We start from the raw sequence: 23,885 nt of genomic DNA on the forward strand, positions 1-23,885 counted from the left end.
GAAAGGCCCGCCATGACCGCCGACCAGATCATCGACCACCTGCAACTGCAGCCCCACCCCGAAGGCGGCTGGTATGCCGAGACCTGGCGCTCAGACAACACAGGCCGCCCCACCGCGACTTGCATCTATTTCCTTCTGAAACGGGACGAGGCCAGCCACTGGCACCGGGTCGATGCAACCGAGATCTGGCTGTTTCACGCCGGCGCGCCGCTGATCCTGTCGATCAGCGAAACCGATACTGGACCGGCAAGCGATCACATGCTGTCCCCTGACCTGAGCGCGGGCGCGCCGCAGGTCATCGTACCTGCCGGGCATTGGCAGGCTGCCCGCAGCACCGGGGACTACACGCTGGTCAGCTGCGTCGTCTCGCCCGGGTTCCAGTTCGACGGGTTCGAATTGGCGCCGCCGGAGTTCGACATTCCCAGGAACTAAACCTCAAGCCCCTGCCGAACCATGCTTGAACTTGCCCTGCCCGATGCGGCAAGGTTCGCGTGTGTATGATTGGGCAAAGACGAGGGCGCGATGCGGCTGATCAAGACTTTGGTGACCGTGGCTGTGATCCTCGGCCTGGGCGTGCTTGGGATGCGGTTGGCTTTTCCGCTGCCCGAGACCAATTTCTCGGAGCGGACATACCGCCAACCCGCGGATTGGACTGGTCCGCTGGGCCAAGCCATCGAGCCGGCGATGCAGCGCAACCCCGGACTGGACGGCGTCCGCCCCCTTGGTCAGGGGCATACCGCATTTGCTGCCCGCGCCATTCTCGCGCGTGAGGCGGTCTCGTCCTTAGATGCCCAATACTACATCTGGCAGGATGACGTGACCGGCCTGATGTTGCTGGACGAATTGCGTGCGGCGGCGGAACGGGGCGTACGCGTGCGCCTTCTGGTCGATGACAACGGCATCTCGGGGCTGGACCCGCTTCTGGCTGAACTGAATGCCATGCCAACGGCCCATGTCCGCATCTTCAACCCGTTCACGCTGCGCAATCCCAAGCTGCTGTCCTATGCGTTCGATTTCGGCCGGTTGAACCGCCGCATGCATAACAAGTCCATGACGGTGGACGGTGTGGCCACGATTGTCGGGGGCCGAAACATCGGCGACATCTATTTCGACTACGGTGCCGGGACGCACTATCTGGATGTCGATACCATCGCGATCGGTCCGATCGTGGACGAGGTTGCAGCATCGTTCGATGCCTACTGGAACAGCGGCTCGGCCTATGATGCCGCGTTGTTCCTGCCCGCTGCGACCGCCCCAAGCCTGAAAGCACTGGCCGAGGCCGCGCGTCAGACCGCGGCCGGCGCCGGATACCAAAAGGCGATCCGCGACAATGAGCTGGCCGACCGCATCGCCGCCCGCGATCTGCCGTTCGAATGGAGCGCGGTCGAACTTTTTGTCGATGACCCGGCCAAGGGGCTTGGAGAGGTCGAGGACGAGAACCTCATGGTCGAGCGTCTCATCACCTTTGCCGAAAGCTCGGAGACTTCGCTCGATCTGGTCTCGGCCTATTTCATTCCCGGTCCCCGCGGGGCCGAGCTGCTCGAGCGGTTGTCGTCATCCGGGGTCAAAGTCCGGGTCCTGACCAACTCACTGGATGCAACAGATGTGATGCCTGTTCATGCGGCCTACATGGCCTATCGCGACGACCTGCTGGCAAGCGGGGTTCAGTTGCTGGAGCTGCGCGCGTTGCGCGACGAGCACAAGGAACGCAGCCTGCCCGAAATTCTTGCAGGCTCCGCTTCGGGCCTGCATGCAAAGGTTTTTGGCTCGGATGGCAAACGGATCTTTATCGGCTCATACAATCTGGACCCGCGTTCGGCCCGGTTGAACACCGAGATGGGCCTGCTGATCGAGAGCCCCACGATCGCGACAGATCTGGCCCGGCAACTGGACAAGCCGGAATTTGCCTATCGCGTCGAGATGGATGATGACGGTGGGCTGGTCTGGGTTCAGCAGACCAAGGACGGGACGACCACGACCTTTGAGACCGACCCGAACACCTCTCGGTTCCAGCGCGGCCTTGCCGCCGTCGTCAGATGGCTGCCGGTCGAGTGGATGCTCTGACCACCGCCGGCGTCAGTTCAGGATCGCGATCGACAGGTTCAGAACGGTCGCAAATGCCACCCATGCCAGATAGGGCACGAACGCCCATGCCGAAACGCGATCCACCGGGCGGACACGTGTGATGAACAGAACAATCACAACCAGAAGCGCCAGTATCACTACCAATGCCAGCCACGGCTGGTGCAGCACGAAGAATGCGGGCGACCACAGGAAGTTCAGGCCCAGCTGCGCCCACCACAGGCGCATTGCGGGCGATCCCCGGTCGCGTTCGAACTGCCGCCATCCCGCCATCGCAATCAGCACGTACAGAACCGTCCAGACCGGGCCGAATACCCAGCCCGGCGGGTTGAAGACCGGTTTGTTCAGGTTTGCATACCACTCACCCGGCCCCGTCAGAGTGCCGATCAGTATGCCGCCACCCAGTACCAGAACCAGAAATGCGATACGTGTCAGGGTCTTGGTCATGCCGGTTCCATCCGCAGGTGCACTGCCGCTCAGCAGGTCCCGACCGGTATAGCCGCGCGGGCCGCCGACGAAAAGACACCACGCGGCGGGTTCTGCGCGCCTTCCAGAGAGACCGTCGCGCCCTGTATCTCGGCCCCCGAAACGGTGATCTCTCGTCCGCCGCCTGTGTCATCCACATCGATCGTAAAGGCGATTTCCGCACCGGGCGGCATGGCCCGGATGTCCAGATCGACCATCGACTGCCCGTCCTGAACCTGAGGCAACCCGTTCAGATACTCGGACCCCGAAACCATCTCAAACGGCTGAAACACTTCGACCCCTGCCCCCGCGCCAGTGACATCAAAGATCAGCCCGCCCTGCGACGAGGACAAATCCAGACGCACCGTTGCAGCAGACAGGCTGCAATCGCTGGCGTTGCGAAGAACGAAGCGGTCCTTTGGCGCTCCCTCGACGAACTCAACCTGCACGTCGGCCATTGCAGGCACTGCGAGCGTGAACGCGGCGGCACACCCGGCCGCATTTTTGACAAGGGAACCGATCATCTTCATCTCCGGCGTTGTTGTGGCTACTGCTACAATTACGCTTGAGCGCCTCGGCAGGATCATTTTTCGCCGCGTTTCAGCGCGGTGCGCCCTGCGACACCCGGCTGACCGTTCCCCCGCCAACCAACGCCTTGACCCCGGTGGTGCCGGGGCAAGAGGTGGGCATCCCCCGCGCCACACGCACCGCCAGATAGGCAAAGGCCTGCGCCTCGAGCATGTCGCCGTCCAGCCCTACGGCCTCGACTGGATCAACCGGGCAGTCCAGCGCCACGCGCAACATCTCCATCAAAACCGGGTTCCTGCGCCCGCCGCCGGTGACCAGCACCCGCGCGGGCGGTCTGGGGCAATGCTCCATCCCCTGCACCACCGCCGCCGCACTCATGCCTGTCAGGGTGGCGACGGCGTCAGCGTCGCTCAATTCCCTCACCAGGCCGATCATCTCGGCAAAATCGTTGCGGTCCAGCGATTTGGGCGGCAGGCGGTTGAAATAGGGCTCGGCAAGGAACAGCTCCAACGCTCCGGTCTCGACCGTGCCCTGCCGGGCCAGCGCGCCGTCGCGGTCCATCGGCAGGCCCAGACGCGCCTGCACCAGGTCGTCGATCGGCGCGTTGGCCGGGCCGGTGTCAAAGGCCAGCAGCGCACCGGGCGCCTCGGGCCCGTCAAAGGACGGGTCCACATAGGTCAGGTTGCCGACACCACCCAGATTCAGAAAGCACAAGGGCGCCGTGGCCCCGACATATTTTGCGCAGGCAAAGTGGAAGAACGGCGCCAGCGGCGCGCCCTCGCCGCCCATGGCCACGTCATCGCTGCGGAAATCCCAGACCACGGGCACACCCAGCGCGACCGCCAGCCCCTCGCCATCGCCCACCTGCAACGTGCCCTTTCCGCGCGGCTCATGCGCAAGGGTCTGGCCGTGAAAGCCGATCAGGTCCACGTCCTCGAATTCCGACAGCAGCTCGGCATGGGCGCGGGTCACCAGGTCTTCGGCGGCGTGCACTTCGGGTCCGCTCCATTTGCCCAACGCGGCGCGCAGCAGCTTGCGCTCGTCCTCGGTATAGGGCCTGTACGCGCTGTCGCCGAACCGCAGGATCTGCCGCCCGTCGGTTTCCACCACCGCCGCGTCGACCCCATCGAGCGAGGTGCCCGACATGGCCCCCAGTGCCCGCACTGCCCCAACTTTGCCTCGGGCCTTATTCATGGCCTTTTCCTTCCCTCGTTCGCCGCCTATAACGTGCCCCGCAATTCAACCCCGAGGCAAGACATGACGTATCACCCCAAATCGGATTTCATCGCCACGATGATCGAGCGCGGCTTTCTCGCCGACTGCACCGATTATCAGGGCCTTGACGATGCTCTGACAAGCGGGGTGCAGACAGCCTATATCGGGTATGACGCCACCGCCCAGTCCCTGCATGTCGGGCATCTGATGAACATCATGGTTCTGCGCTGGTTCCAGAAGCTGGGGCACAAGCCGATCACCCTGATGGGTGGCGGCACCACCAAGGTGGGCGATCCGTCTTTCCGCTCGGACGAACGCCCCCTGCTGGGCCCCGAGCAGATCGACGCCAACATCGCCGGCATGCAGAAGGTGTTCGACAAGTACCTGTCCTATGACAACAGCGACACCGGCGCGCTGATGCTGAACAATGCCGAATGGCTGGACGACCTGAACTATCTCGATTTCCTGCGGGACATCGGGCGGCATTTCTCGGTCAACCGGATGCTGTCCTTTGAATCGGTGAAATCGCGGCTGGACCGGGAACAGTCCCTGTCGTTCCTCGAGTTCAACTACATGATCCTGCAGGCCTATGACTTTCTGGAACTGAACCGCCGCTATGGCTGCATCCTGCAGATGGGCGGATCGGACCAGTGGGGCAACATCGTCAACGGCATCGACCTGACCCGCCGCGTGCTGGATCACGAGATCTATGGCCTGACCACGCCCCTGCTGACCACCAGCGATGGACGCAAGATGGGCAAAAGCCAGGGCGGCGCCATCTGGCTGAACGGCGACATGCTGTCGCCCTACGAGTTCTGGCAGTTCTGGCGCAACACCACCGACGCCGATGTGGGCCGCTTCCTGAAGATCTTCACCGAGCTTCCCGTGGACGAATGCGACCGCATGGGCGCGCTGCAGGGGTCCGAGATCAACGAGGCCAAGATCCGTCTGGCCAACGAGGTGACGACCCTGCTGCACGGGGCCGAGGCCGCGGCCAAGGCCGAGGCCACCGCGCGCGAGGTGTTCGAAAAGGGCGGCGTGGGCGGCGACCTGCCCACCCTGACCCTGACAGCCGAGGATCTGGGCGACGGCATCTCGGTCGTGCAGCTGATCGTGAAGTCGGGCCTGGCGAAATCGGGCAAGGAGGCCAAGCGCTTGATTTCCGAAAACGGCGCCCGTCTGGACGACGCACCGCTGACCGATGCCGGGCTGATGATCGACGCAGCGGCCCTTTCCTCGCCCATCAAGCTGAGCGCGGGCAAGAAGCGGCACGCGCTGGTGCAACTGGGCTGAACCGGCCTGACCCTGAACACAACGGCCGCCCTGGGGCGGCCGTTTTTCTATCCGCGCTCGACCGAGCCCAGCGGAAGGTCTAGACCGGCCGGCGTCACGAACAGCTCGATCTGATCGCGCGACAGCGCCCAGTGATCGGCCGCCAGCTGCCCCGCCGCCGCCTCGTCGCGCGCCTCGATCGCGGCGATGATGGCGTCATGCTGGGCGCAGGCCAGATCGAGGCTTTCGCCCATCCCGCCTTGACCCGGGCGGTAGAAGGTCATGCCGATGCGCGCATGGTCGATCAGCAGCCGCTGAAACGACGGCAGCAGGTAGACATTCGCCGCCATCTCGCCGGTGATCTCGTGGAACTGGTTGTTGGCCAGCGCGCGATCTTCGGCCGAGCTCGCCCGCAACGTTTCCCGAAACGCCGCCTGCGCCGCCTTCAACCGATCGATCTGGTCACCTGTCGCGTTCTGCGCCGCCAGCCGAAGCACCGCGCCATAGATCATCGGCGCCACCAGGAAGAAATCGCGCAGCGTGGCATAGGACATCTGCGACACCCGCGCGCCCCGGTTTTCACGCAGTTCAAGATAGCCCAGCCCGGCCAGATGCCGGAACACTTCGCGCAGTGGCGTGCGCGACAGGCCGAACGCCTCGGACAGCTGCGCCTCGTCCAGATCATCGCCAGGGCGCAGTTTCAGCGTCATCACCGCCGCCTTCAGATGCGCGGCCAGCGCCGCCTTGCGGCTTTTCGTGTCGTCTTTCATCCCCAACCTTCGCTTTGGTCGAATCGCGACACCCAGGATGTCGCCTCTGCTCTTGCCCGATAAAATGCAACTTGTACACAATCAGTCTGACCGCCCGTGATAGACTGAGCGCATGACCCGCCCGCAACATTTCTGTTTCATCCTCGTTCCCGAGTTCTCGCACCTGGCCTTCTCCTGCGCGGTCGAGCCGCTGCGGATCGCCAACTGGGTCAGCGGCGAGGAACTGTACCGCTGGTCCTTCGCCTCGGAGGACGGCGCGCAGGCGGTGTGTTCGAACGGGTCCGTGACACTGGTGCATGGCGGGTTGGCGGACCTGCCGAAATGCGACCAGATCTTTGTTTTGTCGGGCATTCACATGCGCGATCACGTCAGCCGACCCCTGCTGGCCGCGCTGCGCCGCGAACGGGCGCGCGGCACGGCCATCGGGGCGCTGTGTTCGGGTGCGTGGCTGCTGGCCGAGGCCGGGTTCCTGAACGGGATGCAGGCGGCGATCCATTGGGAATATCACGACGCCTTCATGGAGGCTTTCCCGGACGTGAATCTGGTGCGCAGCGTCTTCGTGGCCGATGAAAAGCACATGACCGCCTCGGGCGGCACCGCAACGGCCGACCTGATGCTGCACCTGATCGAGCGCGACCACGGGCAGGACCTGTCAATCGCGGTGGCAGACCAGATGGTCTATAACGCCGTGCGCAACGCGACCGCCGATCAGCGTGTGTCGCTGCAATCGCGCAACGGCATGCGCAACGCGCATCTGGCCAAGGCGATCCAGATCATGGCCGACCGCATCAACAACCCGATCTCGCCGGCGGTGATCGCCGAACAGATCGGCATCTCGACCCGCCAGCTGGAGCGGTTGTTCGGCAAATACCTCAACGCCTCGCCCAAGAAATACTTCATGGAGCTTCGGCTGGACCGCGCGCGCAACCTGCTGTTGCAGACCGAATCTTCGGTCACCGACGTGGCCTTTGCCTGCGGCTTTGAAAGCCCGGGCCATTTCTCACGCGTGTACCGCGCCGCCTTCGGCGTCACCCCGATGCAGCAGCGCAGCCGGCTGGACTGAGTCACTGCCGACTGGACAGGACGTGCCATCTCGGATTATTTGAACAAACGTTCAGATCACTGGGGAGGAGCCCGCCATGCAATTGTCCACCACCGCCGCCGTCATCACCGGCGGCGCATCGGGCCTCGGAGAGGCCACCGCCCGTTACTTTGCCGAGAACGGCGCGCAGGTCACCATCCTGGACCGCGATGCCGAGCGCGGCACCCAGGTCGCGGCCGAGATCGGCGGACATTTTGCCCAGACTGACGTGACGGACGAGGCGTCGGTGGCCGCGGCCATTGCGCTGGCGATGGACAAGATGGGCAAGATCACCGCCTGCGTGAACTGTGCCGGCATCGCCTATGGCATCAAGACCGTCGGCAAGGACGGCCCGCACCCGCTGGACGCCTTCCAGCGCACCATCGACATCAACCTGGTGGGCACCTTCAACGTGTCGCGTCTGGCCGCGGTCGAAATGGCCAAGAACGCGCCCGAGTCGGATGGAGCGCGTGGCGTGATCATCAACACCGCCTCGATTGCCGCGTTTGACGGACAGAAAGGTCAGGCGGCCTATGCGGCGTCCAAGGGCGGTGTCGTGGGCATGACCCTGCCGATGGCGCGCGATCTGGCCTCGACCGGTATCCGGGTGATGACCATCGCGCCCGGCATCTTCATGACGCCGATGCTGGCCGGCCTGCCCGAAGAGGTGCAGCAACAGCTGGCCGCCGACGTGCCCAACCCCGCCCGCTTGGGCGACCCGCGCGAATACGGCCGGCTGGCCGGGTTCATCGTCGAGATGGGCTATCTGAACGGCGAAGTCATCCGCATCGACGGCGCCCTGCGCATGCGCTGACATGACCGCATGGCGTGGGCAGAGCCGATCTGCCCGCGCCTCGGGTCGAGCCTGGCTAGGCCCCGGCCTCGGCCTTTTCTTCCAGTTCCAGCCATTCCTCCTCGGCGGCGGCCAGCTTCTCCTGCCGCTCGACAAGGGCCTCAGTCGCCTTCTGGAACTTCACCGGCTCGCGGGTGAACAGCTCGGGGTCCGACATCAGCTCCTCCAGCTTGGCGATCTCGGCTTCCAGCCGCGCGATCTCGGCGGGCAGCTTCTCGAGCCGGTGCTTTTCGGAAAAGGACAGGCCGGCTTTCGGCTTGGCTTCCTGCTTGACCTTCGGCTTGTTCTCTTTTGGTTTCTCAGTCTTTTTCTCGACCATATCGCCGCGCTGCGCGACATAGTCCGACCAGCCGCCTGCATAGACCGTCGCGCGGCCGTTGCCCTCCATGGCGATGGTCGTGGTCGCCACACGATCCAGGAAATCGCGGTCGTGGCTGACCAGCAGCACGGTGCCGTCATAGTCGTCCAGCAACTCCTGCAACAGGTCCAGCGTCTCGACATCCAGGTCGTTGGTCGGTTCGTCCAGCACCAGCAGGTTCGACGGTTTCGCCATCAGCTTCGCCAGCAGCAACCGCGCTTTTTCCCCGCCCGACAAGGACTTGACGGCCGCTCGTGCCTGCCGCTCGTCGAACAGGAATTCCTTGAGGTAACCCACGACATGCTTGGGCTGGCCGCGCACCATCACCTGATCGGCCTTGCCCGAGACGCGCATCTCGGGGTCGCCGGTCAGGCTGTCCCACAGGGTCATCTCGTGGTCCAGCTGCGCGCGGGTCTGGTCGAAGACCGCGATTTCCAGATTGGTGCCCAGGCTCACGGTGCCTTCATCCGGCGCGACCTCGCCCAGCAGCATCTTCAGAACGGTAGTCTTGCCAACGCCGTTCGGACCGACAAAGGCCACCCGGTCGCCGCGCTGTACCAGCAGGTCCAGGTTGCGCACGATGGGCTTGCCGTCGAATGCCTTGCTGAGACCGCGTGCCTCGATCACCTTGCGCCCCGATTTCGGACCGGAGTCCAAGGACATGGCCGCCGACCCCTGACGCTTGATCTGCGCGGCGCGTTCGGCCCGCAAGGCCTGCAGCGCCCGCACCCGGCCCTGGTTGCGCTTGCGGCGGGCGCTGATCCCTTCGACAGCCCAGCGGGATTCGGACTTGATCAGCCGGTCCAGCTTGTGGCGTTGCTGATCTTCCTCTTCCCAGATCTTGTCGCGCCAAGCCTCGAAGGCCTCGAACCCCTGCTCCTGCCGGCGCACCTCACCGCGGTCGATCCACAGTGTTGCCCGGGTCAGCGCCCGCAGGAACGCGCGGTCATGCGAGATCAGGACAAAGGCCGCCCGTGTCGCGCCCAGTTCACGTTCAAGCCAGCCGATGGCCTCGATGTCCAGATGGTTGGTCGGCTCGTCCAGCAGCATCAGGTCGGGGGCCTCGGCCATCAGCTTGGCCAGCGCCGCGCGCCGCCTTTCACCGCCCGAGGCGGTCTGAACCGCGCGCGAGGGGTCGAATTTCAACCCTTCCCCGGCCCGTTCCACCTTGTACAGCTCACCTGGTTCCAGCCCGCTGGCCGCATAATCGCCCAGCGTGGCAAAGCCCTCCATCGTCGGGTCCTGCTCCATGTAGCCCGCGGATTTGCCGGGCGGCACCACGATGTCGCCCCGGTCCGGCTCGACCAAACCGGCCATGACCTTCATCAGGGTGGATTTGCCCGAGCCGTTCCGCCCGACCAGCGCAACGCGGTCGCCGGGCTGAACCACCAGGTCCAGGTCGGAAAACACCGGCTCGCCCCCGAAGGTCAGCGAGATACCGGACATCTGCAACAAAGGAATACGTGCCATAAGCGCCAGCTAAACCGGCAGGCATTGGGCGTCAACGCCCCTGCCTCACCTTTTGACAGCAGCGCGGCTTCAGCCCGCGATCATCCGCAAGAGGCGCTTCCGCGCCGCGGGAATCGCGCCGATCTCAACGCCGGTGAAGACATGCAGGGTGTTCAGCTGGCGGTCCACCACCGCATGATCGCTGACCCAACCGCCCATCATTAGATAGGTACGCAGCAACGGTGGCATCCGCAGCATGGCCTTTCTGGCATCCGGGCGTCGCCGCAGCCGCGCGGCAAAGCGGAACACGTCCGGCGCCTTGACCCGCGGCAACCAGCGCTTGGGCGCAAGGTGGCGATGTTTGAGCATCGCGAAGGCATCCAGATATTCCGCGGTCTCAGTCCCTGCGAAGGACGAGCATCCGAACAGCAACTGGACACCGTTGCGGTCGACGAAGGCCGTCATCGCGCCCCAGGCCACCCTCAGGATATCTGGATCCGTCCAATCGGGATGGATGCAAAACCGCCCCATTTCCACCATGCGCCCATCAAAGCTCTGCAACGCGGAAAGGTCATAGAACTGGGCCGAATAACTCCGGCTGATTTCGCTGCCGCTGTCCATGACCAGCATCCGGAAACAGCAGACTAACTGGCCGCCTGCCTGCGAATCCTCGACCAGAACATGGGCGCAGGCAACATCGAAGTCGTCCTGATCCGTCTCGGCTGTTCGGAATGCAAGAGTACGAAGATTCTTGGCCGCCCGCACGTCCTCGGGACACCGCGCCAGGCGCGCGCGGTAGCGGCCCTTGTCCAGCAAAATATCATCGGCCATGGTCGCATCCTCCACGGTTTCTCACCGATTGCGATCTGCCTGATCCCATGCACCAATAGTGTGACCGCCGTGTGAAGCTTTCAACCGGCGGCCGGAAATTAGCTGGCCCCCGGGATGTTCGACGGGCTGAATTGGCCGATGTTGCCCAGCAGCTGCCGCAGGAAGCCTTTGTCCTGAACACTGGAGTCCGTCACACGGCGATCCAGCACGATGACATAGCCGTCTTCGAGACCGAATTTCTCAATATTGCGGACGACGCCACGCTGGTCAAAGCTGATCGCCACCAATTCACGCGAGACGACCTCGGGACGTTTGGGGCCATAGTGGCGTACGCGCGACGCCACATAATAGAAACCCGAATCCTTCAACACACCTGACGAGCTGGGCGCGCCAGCCTTTTCCAGAACCGTGTCGCGGGTATCGACGCCAACCTTGATCTCGGCCAGCTCTTCCGGGGTGGGGATATAGCCGTGTTTCTTGTAGACCGGGGTACAGGCAACAGCGGTGGCCAGAACAAGCGTGCAGGCAACCGCCCTGGACGCCGGTTTCAGCCTGTTCAGTACTTTCAACATGTTCACCCTCTTGCCTTGGTCCCTTGCGGCTTCTATCCGATTACAGAAACCCATGCCCCGGTTCAACACAGGAAAGGGTCACAATGTCCGACCTCTCAACATTGCGCGTCGCCGATCTGCCGCAAAACAGCCCGACCGCGTTCGAATTGCGCCCCCCTGCCCGGCAACTCGAGGAAATTCGTGATGCGTTGGGCCTGCTCGGGCTGCGCAAGCTGAGTTTTGTCGGCGAGCTGCGCGCGAAGGGCAAGCGTGATTGGGTGTTGACCGCCAAGCTGGGCGCAACCGTCATTCAGCCCTGCGTGGTGTCGCTGGACCCGGTCACGACCCGGATCGAGGCCCCGGTGCGGCGCGTTTTCCTGGCCAATTGGACCGAACCCGACGAACCCGAATTCGAAATGCCCGAAGATGACGAGACCGAAGCCTTGGGCCCGGAAATCGATCTGGACCAGGTGATGCGCGAGGCATTGTCCCTTGCGTTGCCCCAATACCCCCGGAAAGACGGTGCACATTTGGGCGACGCGAACTATACCGAACCGGGCAAACAGGCGATGACCGACGAGGAAGCCAAACCCTTTGCCGGGCTGGCGTCCCTGCGTGACGCACTGAAAAAAGACGAGTGACAGGGGATCGATTTCCTGTCATAGCAGGCGCTCAGAAAAATCGCTTGAACATGTCGAGAATCGCAGTATTTTCGCGCGCTCATCGGAATTTGGGTTGGACATCGCGGGGCTTGTTCCCTAAACGCACGTCACACCACGAGAAAACGAAGAATGAAACCCGGCCTGCAGCGAATCTGCTGGCCCTTAGTAGACAAAGGTTGAGACCATGGCCGTCCAACAGAACAAAGTTTCCAAGTCGCGTCGCAACAACCGCCGCGCACACGACGCTCTGGTTGCTGCAAACCCGAACGAATGCGCGAACTGCGGCGAGCTGAAGCGCCCGCACCACGTTTGCGCAGCCTGCGGCCACTATGACGATCGTGAAGTCGTCGCTCAGGCCGACGACATCGACCTGGACGAAGACGCGGCCTAAGCCTGATTGAACGCAGGTTCTGGCATGACAGCGCAGCCCACGCAGACCGGAAAGATCATCATCTCGGTTGACGCAATGGGCGGGGATTCAGGTCCCGGCGTGGTCGTGGCTGGAATCGCGAAGTCAGCAAAGAAGAACCCCGAGATCGGATTTCTTCTGCACGGCCCGGAAGATGTGCTGAGCAAGCTTGTATCGAAACGGCGTGTCCTCGACGGACGCGTCGTTTTTCGTGATTGCCCGGACGTGGTCACGATGCAGGACAAGCCCAGCCAGGTGGTGCGCAGCGGCAAGAACACCTCGATGTGGTCGGCGCTGGAATCGGTGCGTCAGGGCGAGGCCCATGGTGCCGTGTCCTGCGGCAATACCGGCGCGCTGATGGCGCTGTCGATGATGCGACTGCGCAAACTGCCCGGGGTGAACCGCCCCGCCATCGCGATTCTGTGGCCATCCCGCAACCCTCAGGGTTTCAACGTCATGCTGGACGTGGGCGCGGATGTGCGGGCCGACGCCAAGGATCTGCTGCAGTTTGCACTGATGGGCGCTTCTTATGCGCGCAACGGCATGGAACTGACCCGCCCGCGTATCGGACTGCTGAACGTCGGCACCGAAGAGCACAAAGGCCGCGCCGAACTCAAGGAAGCCCATGCCCTGATCACCGAATTCGCGGATCAGGCAAACTTTGATTTCGTGGGCTTCGTGGAAGGCAGCGACATTCCAGGCGACAAGGCGGATGTCATTGTTACGGATGGGTTTACCGGAAACGTCGCCATCAAGACCGGAGAAGGCACGGCCAGCCTGATCGGTGACCTGCTGCGAGAGGCCTTCAAGTATTCGCCCCTATCGCGCCTGGCCTCGATTCTGGCCATCACCTCTCTGCAGCGATTGAAGAAACGCATCGACCCGCGCCGCGTCAACGGCGGGGTCTTTCTTGGCCTGAACGGCACTGTCATCAAATCCCACGGAGGCGCCGACGCCACCGGCGTGTCTGCCGCGATCAAGCTGGCTTTCACCCTGGCCAAGTCCGGCTTTGCGGAAAAATTGGCAGCACGGGTTGCATCCACGGCTGAGCTTGAACAAGATGCAGCGCAATCTGCGCTGCAGACCAAATAAGAACAAAGAAGGCAGTACCCCAGATGGCAGGCCGTTCAGTCGTTGTAGGTGTCGGGCATTACCTGCCCAAGCGGGTGGTTCCGAACTCCGAATTCGAAAAGACGCTTGATACGACCGATGAATGGATTCGCACCCGTTCCGGTATCGAACGTCGGCACTTTGCGGCCGAAGATGAAACCACGTCCGATCTGGCAACCTATGCGGCCAAAGCCGCTTTGCAGGACGCCGGCCTTACAGCTGATGACATTGACGCAATCGTACTGGCGACCTCGACCGCGGATCTGACGTTCCCGTCGGCCGCAACCATGGTTCAAGCCAATCTGGGCATGACCCGGGGGTTTGCCTTTGATGTTCAGGCCGTCTGCGCCGGTTTCGTGTTTGCGCTGAGCAACGCCAACGCCCTGATCCTTTCGGGTCAGGCCAAGCGGGTGCTGGTGATCGGCGCCGAAACTTTTTCGCGGATCATGGACTGGACCGACAGATCGACTTGCGTGTTGTTTGGGGATGGGGCCGGTGCTCTCGTGCTCGAGGCGCAGGACGGTGCCGGAACAAGCGATGATAGGGGTATCCTGTCCACGGATTTGCATTCGGACGGACGTTACAAGGACCTTCTGTACGTGGACGGCGGGGTGTCGACGCAATCGACAGGCCATCTTCGGATGCAGGGCAACCAGGTGTTCCGCCATGCGGTCGAAAAGCTCACCGCCACGGCAGAAACCGCCCTGGAACGCGTCGGACTGAACAGCAAGGACGTCGACTGGATCGTGCCGCATCAGGCCAATATCCGCATCATTCAGGGCACCGCAAAGAAGATGGGCCTGCCCATGGATCACGTTGTGGTGACCGTTCAGGACCACGGAAACACATCGGCCGCCTCGATTCCCCTGGCCCTGTCGGTGGGCAAGGAACGGGGCCAGATCAAGCAAGGTGATTTGATCGTGACCGAGGCGATTGGCGGCGGTTTGGCATGGGGCTCGGTGGTCCTGCGCTGGTAACCGGCGCAATCCGGCTTACACAGCCGCCCGCAATTCATTGATATTGACAGCGAATTTGCGCTACCCCTATGCTCGAAAATCAATAGGGGAAATGTCATGGGCGATAATACACTGACGCGAATGGATCTGAGCGAAGCCGTGTTTCGCGAAGTTGGGCTGTCACGCAACGAAAGTGCACAGCTTGTCGAGAGCATTCTGAACCACATGTCGGACGCGCTGGTGCGTGGCGAACAGGTCAAGATTTCGTCCTTCGGCACTTTCAGCGTTCGTGACAAATCAGCCCGTATTGGACGCAACCCGAAAACCGGTGAAGAGGTTCCGATCCAGCCGCGCCGCGTGCTGACTTTCCGCCCGTCGCATCTGATGAAGGATCGCGTCGCCGCCGGGAATCGCAAGTAAACCCGGGGCCAGGAGGATATGAGCAAGTCACCCGACGCGTTTCGCACCATCAGTGAAGTTGCGGATTGGCTCGGTGTTCAGGCCCATGTCCTGCGATTCTGGGAAAGCCGGTTTGCACAGGTCAAACCGGTTAAACGGGCTGGCGGTCGCCGTTACTACCGCCCCAACGACATGCGCCTGCTGGGCGGCATCAAGAAGCTGCTGCACGAGGACGGCATCACGATAAAAGGCGTTCAACGCATCCTGAGGGAACAGGGCGTGGCCCATGTGGCGGCGCTGTCACCCGACATCGATGTCAGCGCAGAATCACCACAGACGCCACAGGACGTGGTGGTGTCCTTTCCGCCCAAATCGACCGGTCAGCAAATCGACCTCGATCTGCAGGCCGGCACTGATGGTCCCGGATCGCCAGAGCCTCAGGAAACACCCAGTTCCCCAGACCCCGAGCCGGCGCCCGCGCCCACTGCGGTCAACGGGGACGATGGCATCAGCCCTGCCCCGCTGTTCGGCGGCATCGCCTCCAAAGCTTGGCAGACTACGGATTTTGACGCTGAGGCGCTGCGCCAGATCGCCCCGATCGCGAGGGACCTCAGGGCATGGCTCAGCCGGGTCGAAGGTCAAAAGGCGGGATAAGAAGAAAGGCAATGTTTTCCTCTTGCCCCTGCCGGGAAAATCATTATGAACAGCCCAACGTCGGGCTATGGCGCAGCCTGGTAGCGCGTCCGTCTGGGGGACGGAAGGTCGCAGGTTCGAGTCCTGCTAGCCCGACCAAATCACACCGACGTTTATGGCAGACAGGCCAGATCCCGCTCTGGCACCAGGGGGGATCGGAATGACAGGTGTATGCCCGAACCAGCAAATCGAGGCGATGATCGCGCGCGGTGAGATCTCCGCCGAGCCGGCCATTCTGCCCGCTCAGATCCAGCCCGCCAGCCTTGATCTTCGTTTGGGAACAGTTGCTTACCGCGTCCGTGCGTCATTTCTGGCGGGCGAAAGCCGTTCGGTGTCCGAACGGCTGGCCGAGTTCGAAATGCACCGGATCGACATCACCGACGGCGCCGTTCTCGAAAAAGGTTGCGTCTACCTTGTGCCCCTGATGGAAGCGTTGTCCCTGCCCGGTGACGTGACCGCTGTCGCCAACGCCAAAAGCTCGACCGGGCGTCTGGACCTTCTGACCCGTACCATCACCGACGGCGGAACCGAGTTCGACCGGGTGCCCGCAGGCTATTCGGGGCCCCTCTACGCCGAAATCTGCCCGCGGTCCTTTTCTGTTCTGGTGCGTCCGGGGATGCGGCTGAACCAGATCCGTTTCCGGCAAGGCCAGGCGGTTTTGTCCGATGCAGACCTGACCGCTCTGCATGCGGAATCACCATTGGTCGATGGTCCGGCCGTCATTCAGGACGGTCTGGGGTTTTCGGTCGACCTGCGCCTGCCCAACACTGACCTTGTTGGCTATCGCGCGAAACCGCATACCGGCGTGATCGACCTTGACCGGATCGGCGAATACGACCCACAGGAATACTGGGAAGAGGTGCGTACCAAAGACGGGCGGATCATTCTGGATCCGGGCGCATTCTATATCCTGGTCAGCCGAGAGGCGGTTCACATCCCACCGATGTACGCGGCCGAAATGGCACCCTATCTGGCGATGGTGGGCGAATTCCGGGTGCACTATGCGGGCTTTTTCGATCCGGGCTTCGGCCATGCCGAAGCCGGAGGCGCCGGGTCACGTGGAGTTCTGGAAGTTCGCTGTCACGAAGCGCCCTTCGTACTGGAGCATGGACAGGTCGTCGGGCGGCTGGTCTATGAGCGTATGGCCGAGATGCCGACACAGCTGTACGGCGCAGGAATTGCTTCGAACTATCAGGGTCAAGGCCTGAAACTGTCGAAGCATTTCAAGTCCGCACAGTAAACCTCAGAACCGCATGAACCGCCGCATCTGGCGGGTCAGCTGCTTGGCCTGTTTCATGCTCGGGCTCTGTCCGCCTGCACTTTGCGCCATGCGCCGGTCGGTCTGAGGATCGCGCGCCTGGCTCTGTTGGCCCGGCTTGCGGGTCGCACGATCGGCAAGGTCAAAACCTTTGTCGACACCACGCGTGACCAGCCTGCGCATGACTTGCCGAACGATCATGTCGATGATGCGGTTTGCGTTCATTTCGGTCTCCGTTCCTCTGCGCCGAACCTAACGGCGATATGCGCCGACAAATGGGCGACGCAATCAATCTTCCTCGAACAGTTCGGACTGATCTTCGTCACCCGTTTCATCTTCGTTGGCCTCGCCGATCGGCATCGCACCCGGCGGCGGCCGGTTTTCCAGCAAGCCAGCAGCGCGCAGTTCCTTAAGGCCCGGCAAGTCACGCGCGCTTTCCAGACCGAAATGGTCCAGGAATTGAGGCGTTACGACAAAGGTCACCGGACGGCCCGGCGTCATGCGGCGACGGCCCAGCCGGATCCACTCCATCTCCAGCAGCTGGTCGATGGTGCCCCGCGACACGGACACGCCGCGGATTTCTTCGATCTCGGCGCGGGTGCAGGGCTGATGATAGGCCACGATCGCCAGGGTCTCGATGGCGGCGCGGCTCAGCTTGCGGGTCTCGACCGTTTCCTTCTGCATCAGGAAGCCCAGATCGGGGGCCGTGCGGATGGCCCACGCCTCACCCACTTTGACCACGCGGACCCCGCGCCCTTCATAACGTTTCTGCAGCAGTTCCAGCGCTTGCGCGGCGTCGCAGCCATGCGGCATCCGCGCCTCAAGATCGGCCACTGTCACCGGCTCAGCGCTGGCGAACAGTACCGCCTCGACCATACGCTCCTGCTCAGCCAGCGGAGGCGCTTCGAACAGGGTGCCGGTGCCGTCGTCTTCGGGGGCGTCAGTCACGTTTGTCAGTCCTTCTGCGCAGTTGGATCGGAGCAAAGGTCTCGCTTTGCTTGATCTCCATATGTCCTTCCTTGACCAGTTCCAGCGAGGCCGCAAACGTCGCCGCCGTGGCCGAGCGCCGCCGCACCGGGTCAACGTCCCATCCGTCGGGCAGGTAAGTTTCCATGTCGGTCCAGGTTCCGGCAAATCCGATCAGCGGGCGCATCCGTTCCAGCGCCTGCTCCATCGTGAAAACGGCGTCGCGGTCCATCACGAAGGGCCGGAACTCGTCGCGGGTGCGGATGCGGGCATAGCCCTGCATCAAGTCCAGCAAGGTGGCGGAATAGGTGACCGTGCGGATGCGGGTGACATCCTCGCCCTGCCCGCGGCTGAAGAAATCGCGCCCCAACTGGTCGCGCGCCATCAGGCGGGCGGCCGCGTCGCGCATCGCCTGCAGGCGTTCCAGCTGAAAGGCCAGGTGAGCGGCCAGTTCCTCGCCCGTCGGCCCCTCTTCATCGGGGTCGGGCGGCAGCAGCAGCCGGGATTTCAGAAAGGCCAGCCACGCGGCCATCACCAGGTAGTCGGCGGCCAGTTCGATCCGGAGGGCGCGGGCCCGTTCGACAAAGGCCAGATATTGTTGCGCCAGCGCCAGAACCGAGATCTTGCGCAGATCGACCTTTTGCGTCCGCGACAGGGTCAGCAGCACGTCCAGCGGGCCTTCAAACCCGTCGACGTCCACGATCAGCGCCTCGGCGGCCAGCCGATCGGCGACCGAAACCGGGTCTTCGCTGAAAAGGTTATCCGTCATATACCTGCCCGCCCATCAGACGGGATAGTTCCGTCTCGGCGGCACGGATGTCAAGTTCCTCGGGCGATTGCCGCTGTGCCAGCGCCTTGTCTGCGCGGGCTTGTGCCGCCTCGGACATCTCGCCCGCAGCTTCCATGACCGTCGCCCTGTCGGCAAGCGAGCCGTTGCAGTGCAGCACAACATCGCATCCTGCGGCCAGCGCCTGACGTGACAGGTCGGCCAAAGACCCGCTGAGCGCCTTCATCGAGATGTCGTCGGTCATGATCAGGCCATCAAACCCGATCTGATCCCGGATCACAGCCATCATCTGCGGAGAGATCGTTGCCGGTCGTTCATCGAGCTGCTCAAAGACCAAATGGGCTGTCATGCCCATCGGCAGGTCGTTCAAGGCGCGAAACGGGGCAAAATCGGTCTGCAACAGATCGACCAACGGCGCATTGACGTGTGGCAGATCGAAATGGCTGTCCAAGGTCGCCCGCCCGTGGCCGGGAATATGCTTGACGATGGGCAACACGCCACCGTCCAAATGACCCTGCGCAACGGCTCGGCCGATTTTTGCGACCGTTGCAGCATCGCCACCGTAGCACCGGTTGCGCAAAAACGCGTGGGTGTCTGGACGCGCCAGATCCACCATCGGTGCGCAGTTGCTGTCGATCCCCATGGAATACAGTTCATGCGCGATCAGGCGGTACCGCAGGTACATGGCCCGCTCGGCATGGTCGCCGGCACGTTCCGCATGATCCAATGGGGGCATCCATTGCCGGGCAAGTGGCGCGCGCAAACGTTGGACCCGTCCGCCCTCTTGGTCGATGGTGATCGGACAGTTTCGGCCGACAGCCTCGCGAAAGTCGCCGCACAAGGCACGGACCTGATCCGCGGTTTCGATGTTGCGGGCAAACAGAATGAACCCGAACGGGTTCATTTGGCGAAACAACGCCTTTTCTTCGGGTGTCAATCGCAGCCCGGCCGCATCCGTGATCGTGGCGCCAAACCTCACCGCACGGCAACCGGGATACAGTCAGCGTCCTGTGCGACCAGGGCGGCGCAGAACTGGCGCGAGTCGCTCAGGTCATCGAACCCCAGGACCCGCAGACGGTAAAACGTACGGCCTCCGCTTGAGGTTTTCTGGATAACCCTCTGCTTTCCATCCATATATTCGCCAAACCGACGATACAGCCTGTCCCATTCGGCCTGCGCGACCTCGGGGCTTTCAAACGCACCCAGCTGCGCCAGCCGGGTACCCTTGGTCAAGGTGTTCGGGTCGACATCCAACCCTACAGCAGCCTTGACCGCGGCGTTGATCGCGTCTTCGTTGACCGCAGGGCGCACAGCGGAAGCCGCGCGCGCCGGGCGGCGGAGCGGACGCAGGGACCGGCGCACGCCCGGCAGGGCCGCGATTTCGGGATCCGGCAACTGAGCGGCGAGATCGGCCGGATCAATGGCTGGCTCGTCATCGACCAAGTTCAGGGATGCAAGCTGCACACCCGCTTCGGTCTGCGGTGTCTCAACGGCAGGCGCGCCGGACAGTTCGGCCACCACGGCGTCAACTGCGCCTTGACGCAGTTCGGCCGCTTCCTGGTTCGAGATTTCTTGTTCGACAACATGCACGGCGGGGGTCGGCTTCAGCTCGCCCATCGCCACGTCTTCATCCGTCAGGGAAACGGGCCGCGGCGCAAGGATCAGCCGGTCGGCCGGAGGCGCCGCGGTTCCAACCGCCGCAACTGCATTGACCGCAAGACCCTGGTGATCGGCGGGTGTGCCCCCGGGAGTTTCCGGCTGCACCCGCATCGGCCCCTCGGCCGCGCGTACGACCGGTACGCCGCTCACATCGCGCATGACCAGCTTGTACCCCCAGATCGCCACGCCAGCGACAAGCGCCAGAGACGCGGCAGCACCCAGCAGGTTGACGACCCGCCCGAGGCCCGCGCCTGCGGGCACACCCTCAGCCTGGTCCATCATGTCGTCGGGATATTCATACCCATCTTCGGGGTGGAACTGATTCGAGTAATGCGCGTGCTCGGGGCTGGTCTGCCCCGAGAAATCGTAACTGGTCATATCCGCCTCACTGCCCGTTTCGCGCCTGAAATTGGGGCGCGCGGGTCATTTCTTGCCTACCTCGGGCCGGCGGTTCGGGCAGTGTTGGTTACCGCATCTCCTGCGCCGGCGTGACACCAAGAATACCCAAGCCTGCTGAAATCACAACAGAAACGGCCCGGGCCAGCGCGATTTTTGCCTGGCTTGTTGCCGCGTCACCATCTTGCAGGAAGCGCAGCGACATTTCTTCGTTGCCCTTGTTCCACAACGCATGAAAATCCCCTGCAAGTTCATACAGATAGAAGGCAACGCGATGCGGTTCGTTGGTACGCGCAGCGATCTCGACCAGCCGTGGCCATTCGGCCAGCTTTTTGGCAACAACCAACTCGGCCGCGTGGTCGATCTTGCTCAGATCGGCAGCTTTGAGGGTTGCATCGTCCGCGGCAATGCCCGCTTCGGCGGCCCGGCGCAGCACGCTCATGACCCGGGCATGGGCGTATTGCACGTAGAACACGGGGTTCTCGCGGCTCTGCTCAAGCACCTTGTCGAAATCGAAGTCCAGCGGCGCATCGTTCTTGCGGGTCAGCATCACAAACCGGGTCACGTCCGGGCCGACCTGGTCAACCACATCACGTAGCGTGACGAAATTGCCGGCCCGCTTGGACATCTTGAACGGCTCACCGTTTTTCCACAGTTTCACCAACTGGGTCAGCTTGATGTCCAGCGGCACCTTGCCGTCTGACAGGGCCGAAACGGCGGCCTTCATCCGCTTGACATAGCCGCCATGATCCGCGCCGAATACGTCGATCAGAGCGTCAAATCCGCGGCTCACCTTGTCGTAGTGATAAGCGATGTCCGGAGCAAAATAGGTCCAGCTGCCGTCGGATTTCTTGACAGGGCGATCCACATCGTCGCCATGTGCGGTGGACTTGAACAGGGTCTGCTCGCGCGGCTCCCAGTCTTCGGGGGTTTTGCCCTTGGGCGGCTCAAGAACGCCTTCATAGATAAGCCCCTTGTCGCTGAGCGACTTCAGTGCCGCCTCGATCTTGCCGGTTCCGTACAGCGACTTCTCCGAGAAGAACACGTCCATCTCGACGCCCAGCGCCTTCAGGTCGGCCCGGATCAGATCCATCATCGCATCGGTTGCAAAAACGCGGACTTCGGCCAGCCACTCGCTTTCAGGCTTGTCCAGCAAGCTGTCACCGTATTTTTCCTTCAGCGCCTCACCGATCGGGATCAGGTAGTCGCCCGGGTAAAGGCCTTCGGCGATCTCCGGGCTCAGGCCGTTGGCCTCGCGGTACCGCTCGAACGCGGACCGGGCCAGCACATCCACCTGCGCACCGCCATCGTTGATGTAGTATTCACGAGTCACGTCGTGGCCGGAATAGGCCAACAGGCTGGCCAGCGCGTCGCCGAACACTGCGCCACGCGTGTGGCCCACATGCAGCGGTCCCGTGGGGTTGGCCGAGACGTATTCCACGTTCACCTTCAGCCCCTGCCCCATGGTCGAGCGACCATAATCCGTGCCCTGTTCCAACACCGCACCCAGAACGCCCTGCCAGACCGACGGAGCGAGCCGCAGGTTGAGAAAGCCCGGACCTGCAACCTCGGCACTCGTGATCCGCTCATCGGCGGCCAGTTTCGCGGCCAGCGCATCGGCAATGTCACGCGGCTTCATCTTGGCCGGCTTGGCCAACACCATCGCGGCATTGGTCGCCATGTCTCCATGGGCGGCGTCGCGCGGGGGTTCGACCGCAACGTTGTCAAAGCTCAGCCCCTCGGGCAGCGCGCCTTCGGACTGCATCTGCGTCAGCGCGTCCAGAACAAGGCCGCGGATCTCGGAGAACAGGTTCATTTCGGATGTCCTTTTGCTTGCGCAGCGGTTTACCACGCAAGGCGGCAAGGTCAATGCGGGCAAGCGGTCCAAACCAGCATTCGCAGCATGCAGCCCTAAACCTGCGGGGGCTGCGTGCCGGTCAGGCGGGCATGATCCTGCAAGGCAAACCGATCGGTCATGCCCGCAATATAGTCTGATACGATCCGGGCCAGCGCGGTCTCGTCCGGCGCCGCTTCGATATCCGAATGCCAATGCCGAGGCATCTGGCGCGGGTCGCTCAGATAGATCGGGAACAGCTCCTCGACTACGCGACTGACCTTGGCGCGCACCTCCATGACGCTGGGCGCCCGGTACATGCGGGTGAACAGAAACGCCCGGATATCGTTGAGCTGCGCCCAAAGATCATCCGAGAAGCGGATGACAGGAGCCCCGAGGTGACGAACATCTTCGACTGTTTGCGCGCCCGATCTCTCCAAAACCTCGCGCGAGGTGTCGATTACATCCGAAACCATCACGCCGAACACCCGCCTCAGCGCCTCGTGACGACGCCGGTAGAAATCCAACCCGGGGTACTTGCGATCCACCTCGGCATAACACTCCCGGACAATCGGCAATTGGGCGATCTCGTCGTCGGTAAAAAGTCCGGCCCGCAGGCCGTCGAACAGGTCATGATTGTTGTAGGCGATGTCGTCGGACAGTGCCGCAACCTGCGCCTCTGCGCTGGCATGGGTGTGCAGTTCAAGGTCAAAATCGGCATTGCACTCGGCCAGCGCCCAGGGCAGCTCGCCCGTAACCGGGCCGTTGTGCTTGGCGATGCCCTCAAGGCATTCCCATGTCAGGTTGCACCCGTCGAAATCCGCGTAATGCTGTTCCAGCTTGGTGACGATGCGGATCGCTTGAGCGTTGTGGTCGAAGCCCCCGTAGGGCGCCATCAGCGCATGCAGAGCGTCCTCGCCGGTATGGCCAAACGGCGTGTGGCCCAGATCATGCGCCAGGGCCACGGCCTCGGTCAGCTCGGGGTTCAGCCCCAATGCCCCCGAGATCGTGCGCGCGACCTGCGCCACCTCGATCGAATGGGTCAGGCGCGTGCGATAGCTGTCGCCCTCATGCTCGACAAAAACCTGTGTCTTGTGCTTAAGACGTCGGAACGCGCTGGCGTGTATGATCCTGTCCCGGTCCCGCTGAAAGCACGACCGGAAACTGCTTTCTTCCTCTGGCACTAGCCGCCCGCGCGCCCGGCCCGGATCGGCAGCAAATCCTGCTCGCTCCAATGGTCTTGTCCTTGTCGCCTGTCTCCGGGGTTTCTATATTGTAGACCAACGAGGAAATAAACCTTT

26 protein-coding genes and 1 tRNA gene are annotated in these 23,885 nt (G+C 62.9%); 13 read left to right on the forward strand and 14 right to left on the reverse strand.

The annotated features are described in order from the left end of the window. The first annotated feature begins 12 nt into the window (after window positions 1-12). Together AC2FML_RS03930 and AC2FML_RS03935 are read left to right on the forward strand one after the other, a co-directional pair. Window positions 13-432: a cupin domain-containing protein gene (locus AC2FML_RS03930; RefSeq protein WP_496782087.1), complete on the forward strand. Its 420-nt coding sequence runs from the start codon at window positions 13-15 to the stop codon at window positions 430-432. 90 nt (window positions 433-522) lie between these two features. Continuing rightward, window positions 523-2,064: a phospholipase D family protein gene (locus AC2FML_RS03935; RefSeq protein ID WP_496782089.1), complete on the forward strand. Its 1,542-nt coding sequence runs from the start codon at window positions 523-525 to the stop codon at window positions 2,062-2,064. Between the two features lie 12 nt (window positions 2,065-2,076). Here AC2FML_RS03935 and AC2FML_RS03940 read toward each other — a convergent pair whose 3' ends face one another. From AC2FML_RS03940 to AC2FML_RS03950, 3 genes are all read right to left on the reverse strand, one after another. Further along, entirely contained in the window at window positions 2,077-2,529 is a 453-nt protein-coding gene (locus AC2FML_RS03940; RefSeq protein ID WP_170363300.1) for a TspO/MBR family protein, read from the reverse strand. Between the two features lie 29 nt (window positions 2,530-2,558). Next, window positions 2,559-3,071: an aggregation factor core gene (locus AC2FML_RS03945; RefSeq protein WP_496782091.1), complete on the reverse strand. Its 513-nt coding sequence runs from the start codon at window positions 3,069-3,071 to the stop codon at window positions 2,559-2,561. 76 nt (window positions 3,072-3,147) lie between these two features. Continuing rightward, a complete protein-coding gene (locus AC2FML_RS03950; protein ID WP_496782093.1) occupies window positions 3,148-4,269 on the reverse strand; it encodes an anhydro-N-acetylmuramic acid kinase in 1,122 nt (373 codons plus the stop codon). A gap of 63 nt (window positions 4,270-4,332) precedes the next feature. Here AC2FML_RS03950 and tyrS point away from each other — a divergent pair, with 63 nt between their 5' ends. Continuing rightward, window positions 4,333-5,583 (forward strand): tyrosine--tRNA ligase, encoded by a 1,251-nt coding sequence (gene tyrS / locus AC2FML_RS03955; RefSeq protein ID WP_480635628.1) that lies wholly within the window; start codon window positions 4,333-4,335, stop codon window positions 5,581-5,583. Window positions 5,584-5,630: 47 nt separating this feature from the next. Here tyrS and AC2FML_RS03960 read toward each other — a convergent pair whose 3' ends face one another. After that, window positions 5,631-6,332, reverse strand: coding sequence for a GntR family transcriptional regulator (locus tag AC2FML_RS03960; RefSeq protein ID WP_170366198.1), 702 nt, complete (start codon window positions 6,330-6,332; stop codon window positions 5,631-5,633). A gap of 112 nt (window positions 6,333-6,444) precedes the next feature. On the opposite strand from AC2FML_RS03960, the gene AC2FML_RS03965 reads away from it, so the two are divergent. Both AC2FML_RS03965 and AC2FML_RS03970 read left to right on the forward strand, forming a co-directional pair. Next, window positions 6,445-7,395: a GlxA family transcriptional regulator gene (locus tag AC2FML_RS03965; protein WP_170528805.1), complete on the forward strand. Its 951-nt coding sequence runs from the start codon at window positions 6,445-6,447 to the stop codon at window positions 7,393-7,395. A gap of 76 nt (window positions 7,396-7,471) precedes the next feature. Beyond that, a complete protein-coding gene (locus AC2FML_RS03970; RefSeq protein ID WP_170580774.1) occupies window positions 7,472-8,227 on the forward strand; it encodes a 3-hydroxyacyl-CoA dehydrogenase in 756 nt (251 codons plus the stop codon). Window positions 8,228-8,282: 55 nt separating this feature from the next. Here the strand turns inward: AC2FML_RS03970 and AC2FML_RS03975 are convergent, their stop codons facing one another. From AC2FML_RS03975 to AC2FML_RS03985, 3 genes are all read right to left on the reverse strand, one after another. Further along, window positions 8,283-10,094, reverse strand: coding sequence for an ABC-F family ATP-binding cassette domain-containing protein (locus tag AC2FML_RS03975; protein WP_496782096.1), 1,812 nt, complete (start codon window positions 10,092-10,094; stop codon window positions 8,283-8,285). A gap of 69 nt (window positions 10,095-10,163) precedes the next feature. Then, the gene (locus AC2FML_RS03980) at window positions 10,164-10,904 is read right to left on the reverse strand and encodes a GNAT family N-acetyltransferase (protein WP_170370613.1); all 741 of its coding nucleotides are present in this window, start codon (window positions 10,902-10,904) and stop codon (window positions 10,164-10,166) included. Window positions 10,905-11,002: 98 nt separating this feature from the next. Next, on the reverse strand, window positions 11,003-11,476 hold the full coding sequence (locus AC2FML_RS03985) for an outer membrane protein assembly factor BamE (RefSeq protein WP_093962985.1): 474 nt from the start codon (window positions 11,474-11,476) through the stop codon (window positions 11,003-11,005). A gap of 83 nt (window positions 11,477-11,559) precedes the next feature. On the opposite strand from AC2FML_RS03985, the gene AC2FML_RS03990 reads away from it, so the two are divergent. The 8 genes from AC2FML_RS03990 (at window position 11,560) to AC2FML_RS04025 (ending at window position 16,924) form a co-directional block, all read left to right on the forward strand. Next, entirely contained in the window at window positions 11,560-12,096 is a 537-nt protein-coding gene (locus tag AC2FML_RS03990) for a YceD family protein (RefSeq protein ID WP_170442991.1), read from the forward strand. Window positions 12,097-12,301: 205 nt separating this feature from the next. Next, window positions 12,302-12,508, forward strand: coding sequence for a 50S ribosomal protein L32 (rpmF, locus tag AC2FML_RS03995; RefSeq protein WP_093962313.1), 207 nt, complete (start codon window positions 12,302-12,304; stop codon window positions 12,506-12,508). 24 nt (window positions 12,509-12,532) lie between these two features. Next, window positions 12,533-13,618 (forward strand): phosphate acyltransferase PlsX, encoded by a 1,086-nt coding sequence (gene plsX / locus AC2FML_RS04000; RefSeq protein WP_496782098.1) that lies wholly within the window; start codon window positions 12,533-12,535, stop codon window positions 13,616-13,618. 23 nt (window positions 13,619-13,641) lie between these two features. Next, complete coding sequence (locus AC2FML_RS04005; protein ID WP_496782100.1) at window positions 13,642-14,613, forward strand: beta-ketoacyl-ACP synthase III; 972 nt, start codon at window positions 13,642-13,644, stop codon at window positions 14,611-14,613. 96 nt (window positions 14,614-14,709) lie between these two features. After that, window positions 14,710-15,012 (forward strand): integration host factor subunit alpha, encoded by a 303-nt coding sequence (gene ihfA, locus AC2FML_RS04010; protein WP_093962316.1) that lies wholly within the window; start codon window positions 14,710-14,712, stop codon window positions 15,010-15,012. An 18-nt stretch (window positions 15,013-15,030) separates the two neighbouring features. Then, entirely contained in the window at window positions 15,031-15,645 is a 615-nt protein-coding gene (locus tag AC2FML_RS04015; protein WP_170358886.1) for a MerR family transcriptional regulator, read from the forward strand. 61 nt (window positions 15,646-15,706) lie between these two features. Beyond that, a tRNA-Pro gene (locus tag AC2FML_RS04020) sits at window positions 15,707-15,783 on the forward strand. A gap of 61 nt (window positions 15,784-15,844) precedes the next feature. Next, window positions 15,845-16,924 carry a 2'-deoxycytidine 5'-triphosphate deaminase gene (locus AC2FML_RS04025; RefSeq protein WP_170390378.1) on the forward strand — a complete coding sequence of 360 codons (1,080 nt, stop codon included), beginning with the start codon at window positions 15,845-15,847 and terminating at the stop codon, window positions 16,922-16,924. A 3-nt stretch (window positions 16,925-16,927) separates the two neighbouring features. On the opposite strand, the gene AC2FML_RS04030 is transcribed toward AC2FML_RS04025, so the two are convergent. The 7 genes from AC2FML_RS04030 to AC2FML_RS04060 form a co-directional block, all read right to left on the reverse strand. Continuing rightward, on the reverse strand, window positions 16,928-17,167 hold the full coding sequence (locus AC2FML_RS04030; protein ID WP_093962319.1) for a hypothetical protein: 240 nt from the start codon (window positions 17,165-17,167) through the stop codon (window positions 16,928-16,930). A gap of 63 nt (window positions 17,168-17,230) precedes the next feature. Continuing rightward, window positions 17,231-17,890, reverse strand: coding sequence for an SMC-Scp complex subunit ScpB (gene scpB, locus AC2FML_RS04035; RefSeq protein ID WP_170338220.1), 660 nt, complete (start codon window positions 17,888-17,890; stop codon window positions 17,231-17,233). After that, window positions 17,883-18,677 (reverse strand): segregation and condensation protein A, encoded by a 795-nt coding sequence (locus AC2FML_RS04040; protein WP_496733719.1) that lies wholly within the window; start codon window positions 18,675-18,677, stop codon window positions 17,883-17,885. Before AC2FML_RS04040 ends, scpB begins: the two co-directional genes overlap by 8 nt. Then, complete coding sequence (gene nagZ / locus AC2FML_RS04045; RefSeq protein ID WP_170372387.1) at window positions 18,667-19,674, reverse strand: beta-N-acetylhexosaminidase; 1,008 nt, start codon at window positions 19,672-19,674, stop codon at window positions 18,667-18,669. Before nagZ ends, AC2FML_RS04040 begins: the two co-directional genes overlap by 11 nt. Then, the gene (locus AC2FML_RS04050) at window positions 19,671-20,732 is read right to left on the reverse strand and encodes an SPOR domain-containing protein (protein WP_496782102.1); all 1,062 of its coding nucleotides are present in this window, start codon (window positions 20,730-20,732) and stop codon (window positions 19,671-19,673) included. Before AC2FML_RS04050 ends, nagZ begins: the two co-directional genes overlap by 4 nt. Window positions 20,733-20,820: 88 nt before the next feature. Continuing rightward, window positions 20,821-22,566 (reverse strand): arginine--tRNA ligase, encoded by a 1,746-nt coding sequence (gene argS, locus AC2FML_RS04055; RefSeq protein ID WP_170358878.1) that lies wholly within the window; start codon window positions 22,564-22,566, stop codon window positions 20,821-20,823. A 95-nt stretch (window positions 22,567-22,661) separates the two neighbouring features. Continuing rightward, window positions 22,662-23,819 carry a deoxyguanosinetriphosphate triphosphohydrolase gene (locus AC2FML_RS04060; RefSeq protein WP_170338720.1) on the reverse strand — a complete coding sequence of 386 codons (1,158 nt, stop codon included), beginning with the start codon at window positions 23,817-23,819 and terminating at the stop codon, window positions 22,662-22,664. Window positions 23,820-23,885 lie beyond the last annotated feature (66 nt).

The sequence above is a fragment of the Ruegeria sp. BHSC029 genome, assembly GCF_059613085.1.

Coding starts and splice junctions, on each gene's coding strand:
- AC2FML_RS03930 (WP_496782087.1), top strand. CDS start 13: ATGACCGCCGACCAGATCATCGACCACCTGCAACTGCAGCCCCACCCC.
- AC2FML_RS03935 (WP_496782089.1), top strand. CDS start 523: ATGCGGCTGATCAAGACTTTGGTGACCGTGGCTGTGATCCTCGGCCTG.
- AC2FML_RS03940 (WP_170363300.1), bottom strand. CDS start 2,529: ATGACCAAGACCCTGACACGTATCGCATTTCTGGTTCTGGTACTGGGT.
- AC2FML_RS03945 (WP_496782091.1), bottom strand. CDS start 3,071: ATGATCGGTTCCCTTGTCAAAAATGCGGCCGGGTGTGCCGCCGCGTTC.
- AC2FML_RS03950 (WP_496782093.1), bottom strand. CDS start 4,269: ATGAATAAGGCCCGAGGCAAAGTTGGGGCAGTGCGGGCACTGGGGGCC.
- tyrS (WP_480635628.1), top strand. CDS start 4,333: ATGACGTATCACCCCAAATCGGATTTCATCGCCACGATGATCGAGCGC.
- AC2FML_RS03960 (WP_170366198.1), bottom strand. CDS start 6,332: ATGAAAGACGACACGAAAAGCCGCAAGGCGGCGCTGGCCGCGCATCTG.
- AC2FML_RS03965 (WP_170528805.1), top strand. CDS start 6,445: ATGACCCGCCCGCAACATTTCTGTTTCATCCTCGTTCCCGAGTTCTCG.
- AC2FML_RS03970 (WP_170580774.1), top strand. CDS start 7,472: ATGCAATTGTCCACCACCGCCGCCGTCATCACCGGCGGCGCATCGGGC.
- AC2FML_RS03975 (WP_496782096.1), bottom strand. CDS start 10,094: ATGGCACGTATTCCTTTGTTGCAGATGTCCGGTATCTCGCTGACCTTC.
- AC2FML_RS03980 (WP_170370613.1), bottom strand. CDS start 10,904: ATGGCCGATGATATTTTGCTGGACAAGGGCCGCTACCGCGCGCGCCTG.
- AC2FML_RS03985 (WP_093962985.1), bottom strand. CDS start 11,476: ATGTTGAAAGTACTGAACAGGCTGAAACCGGCGTCCAGGGCGGTTGCC.
- AC2FML_RS03990 (WP_170442991.1), top strand. CDS start 11,560: ATGTCCGACCTCTCAACATTGCGCGTCGCCGATCTGCCGCAAAACAGC.
- rpmF (WP_093962313.1), top strand. CDS start 12,302: ATGGCCGTCCAACAGAACAAAGTTTCCAAGTCGCGTCGCAACAACCGC.
- plsX (WP_496782098.1), top strand. CDS start 12,533: ATGACAGCGCAGCCCACGCAGACCGGAAAGATCATCATCTCGGTTGAC.
- AC2FML_RS04005 (WP_496782100.1), top strand. CDS start 13,642: ATGGCAGGCCGTTCAGTCGTTGTAGGTGTCGGGCATTACCTGCCCAAG.
- ihfA (WP_093962316.1), top strand. CDS start 14,710: ATGGGCGATAATACACTGACGCGAATGGATCTGAGCGAAGCCGTGTTT.
- AC2FML_RS04015 (WP_170358886.1), top strand. CDS start 15,031: ATGAGCAAGTCACCCGACGCGTTTCGCACCATCAGTGAAGTTGCGGAT.
- AC2FML_RS04025 (WP_170390378.1), top strand. CDS start 15,845: ATGACAGGTGTATGCCCGAACCAGCAAATCGAGGCGATGATCGCGCGC.
- AC2FML_RS04030 (WP_093962319.1), bottom strand. CDS start 17,167: ATGAACGCAAACCGCATCATCGACATGATCGTTCGGCAAGTCATGCGC.
- AC2FML_RS04040 (WP_496733719.1), bottom strand. CDS start 18,677: ATGACGGATAACCTTTTCAGCGAAGACCCGGTTTCGGTCGCCGATCGG.
- AC2FML_RS04050 (WP_496782102.1), bottom strand. CDS start 20,732: ATGACCAGTTACGATTTCTCGGGGCAGACCAGCCCCGAGCACGCGCAT.
- argS (WP_170358878.1), bottom strand. CDS start 22,566: ATGAACCTGTTCTCCGAGATCCGCGGCCTTGTTCTGGACGCGCTGACG.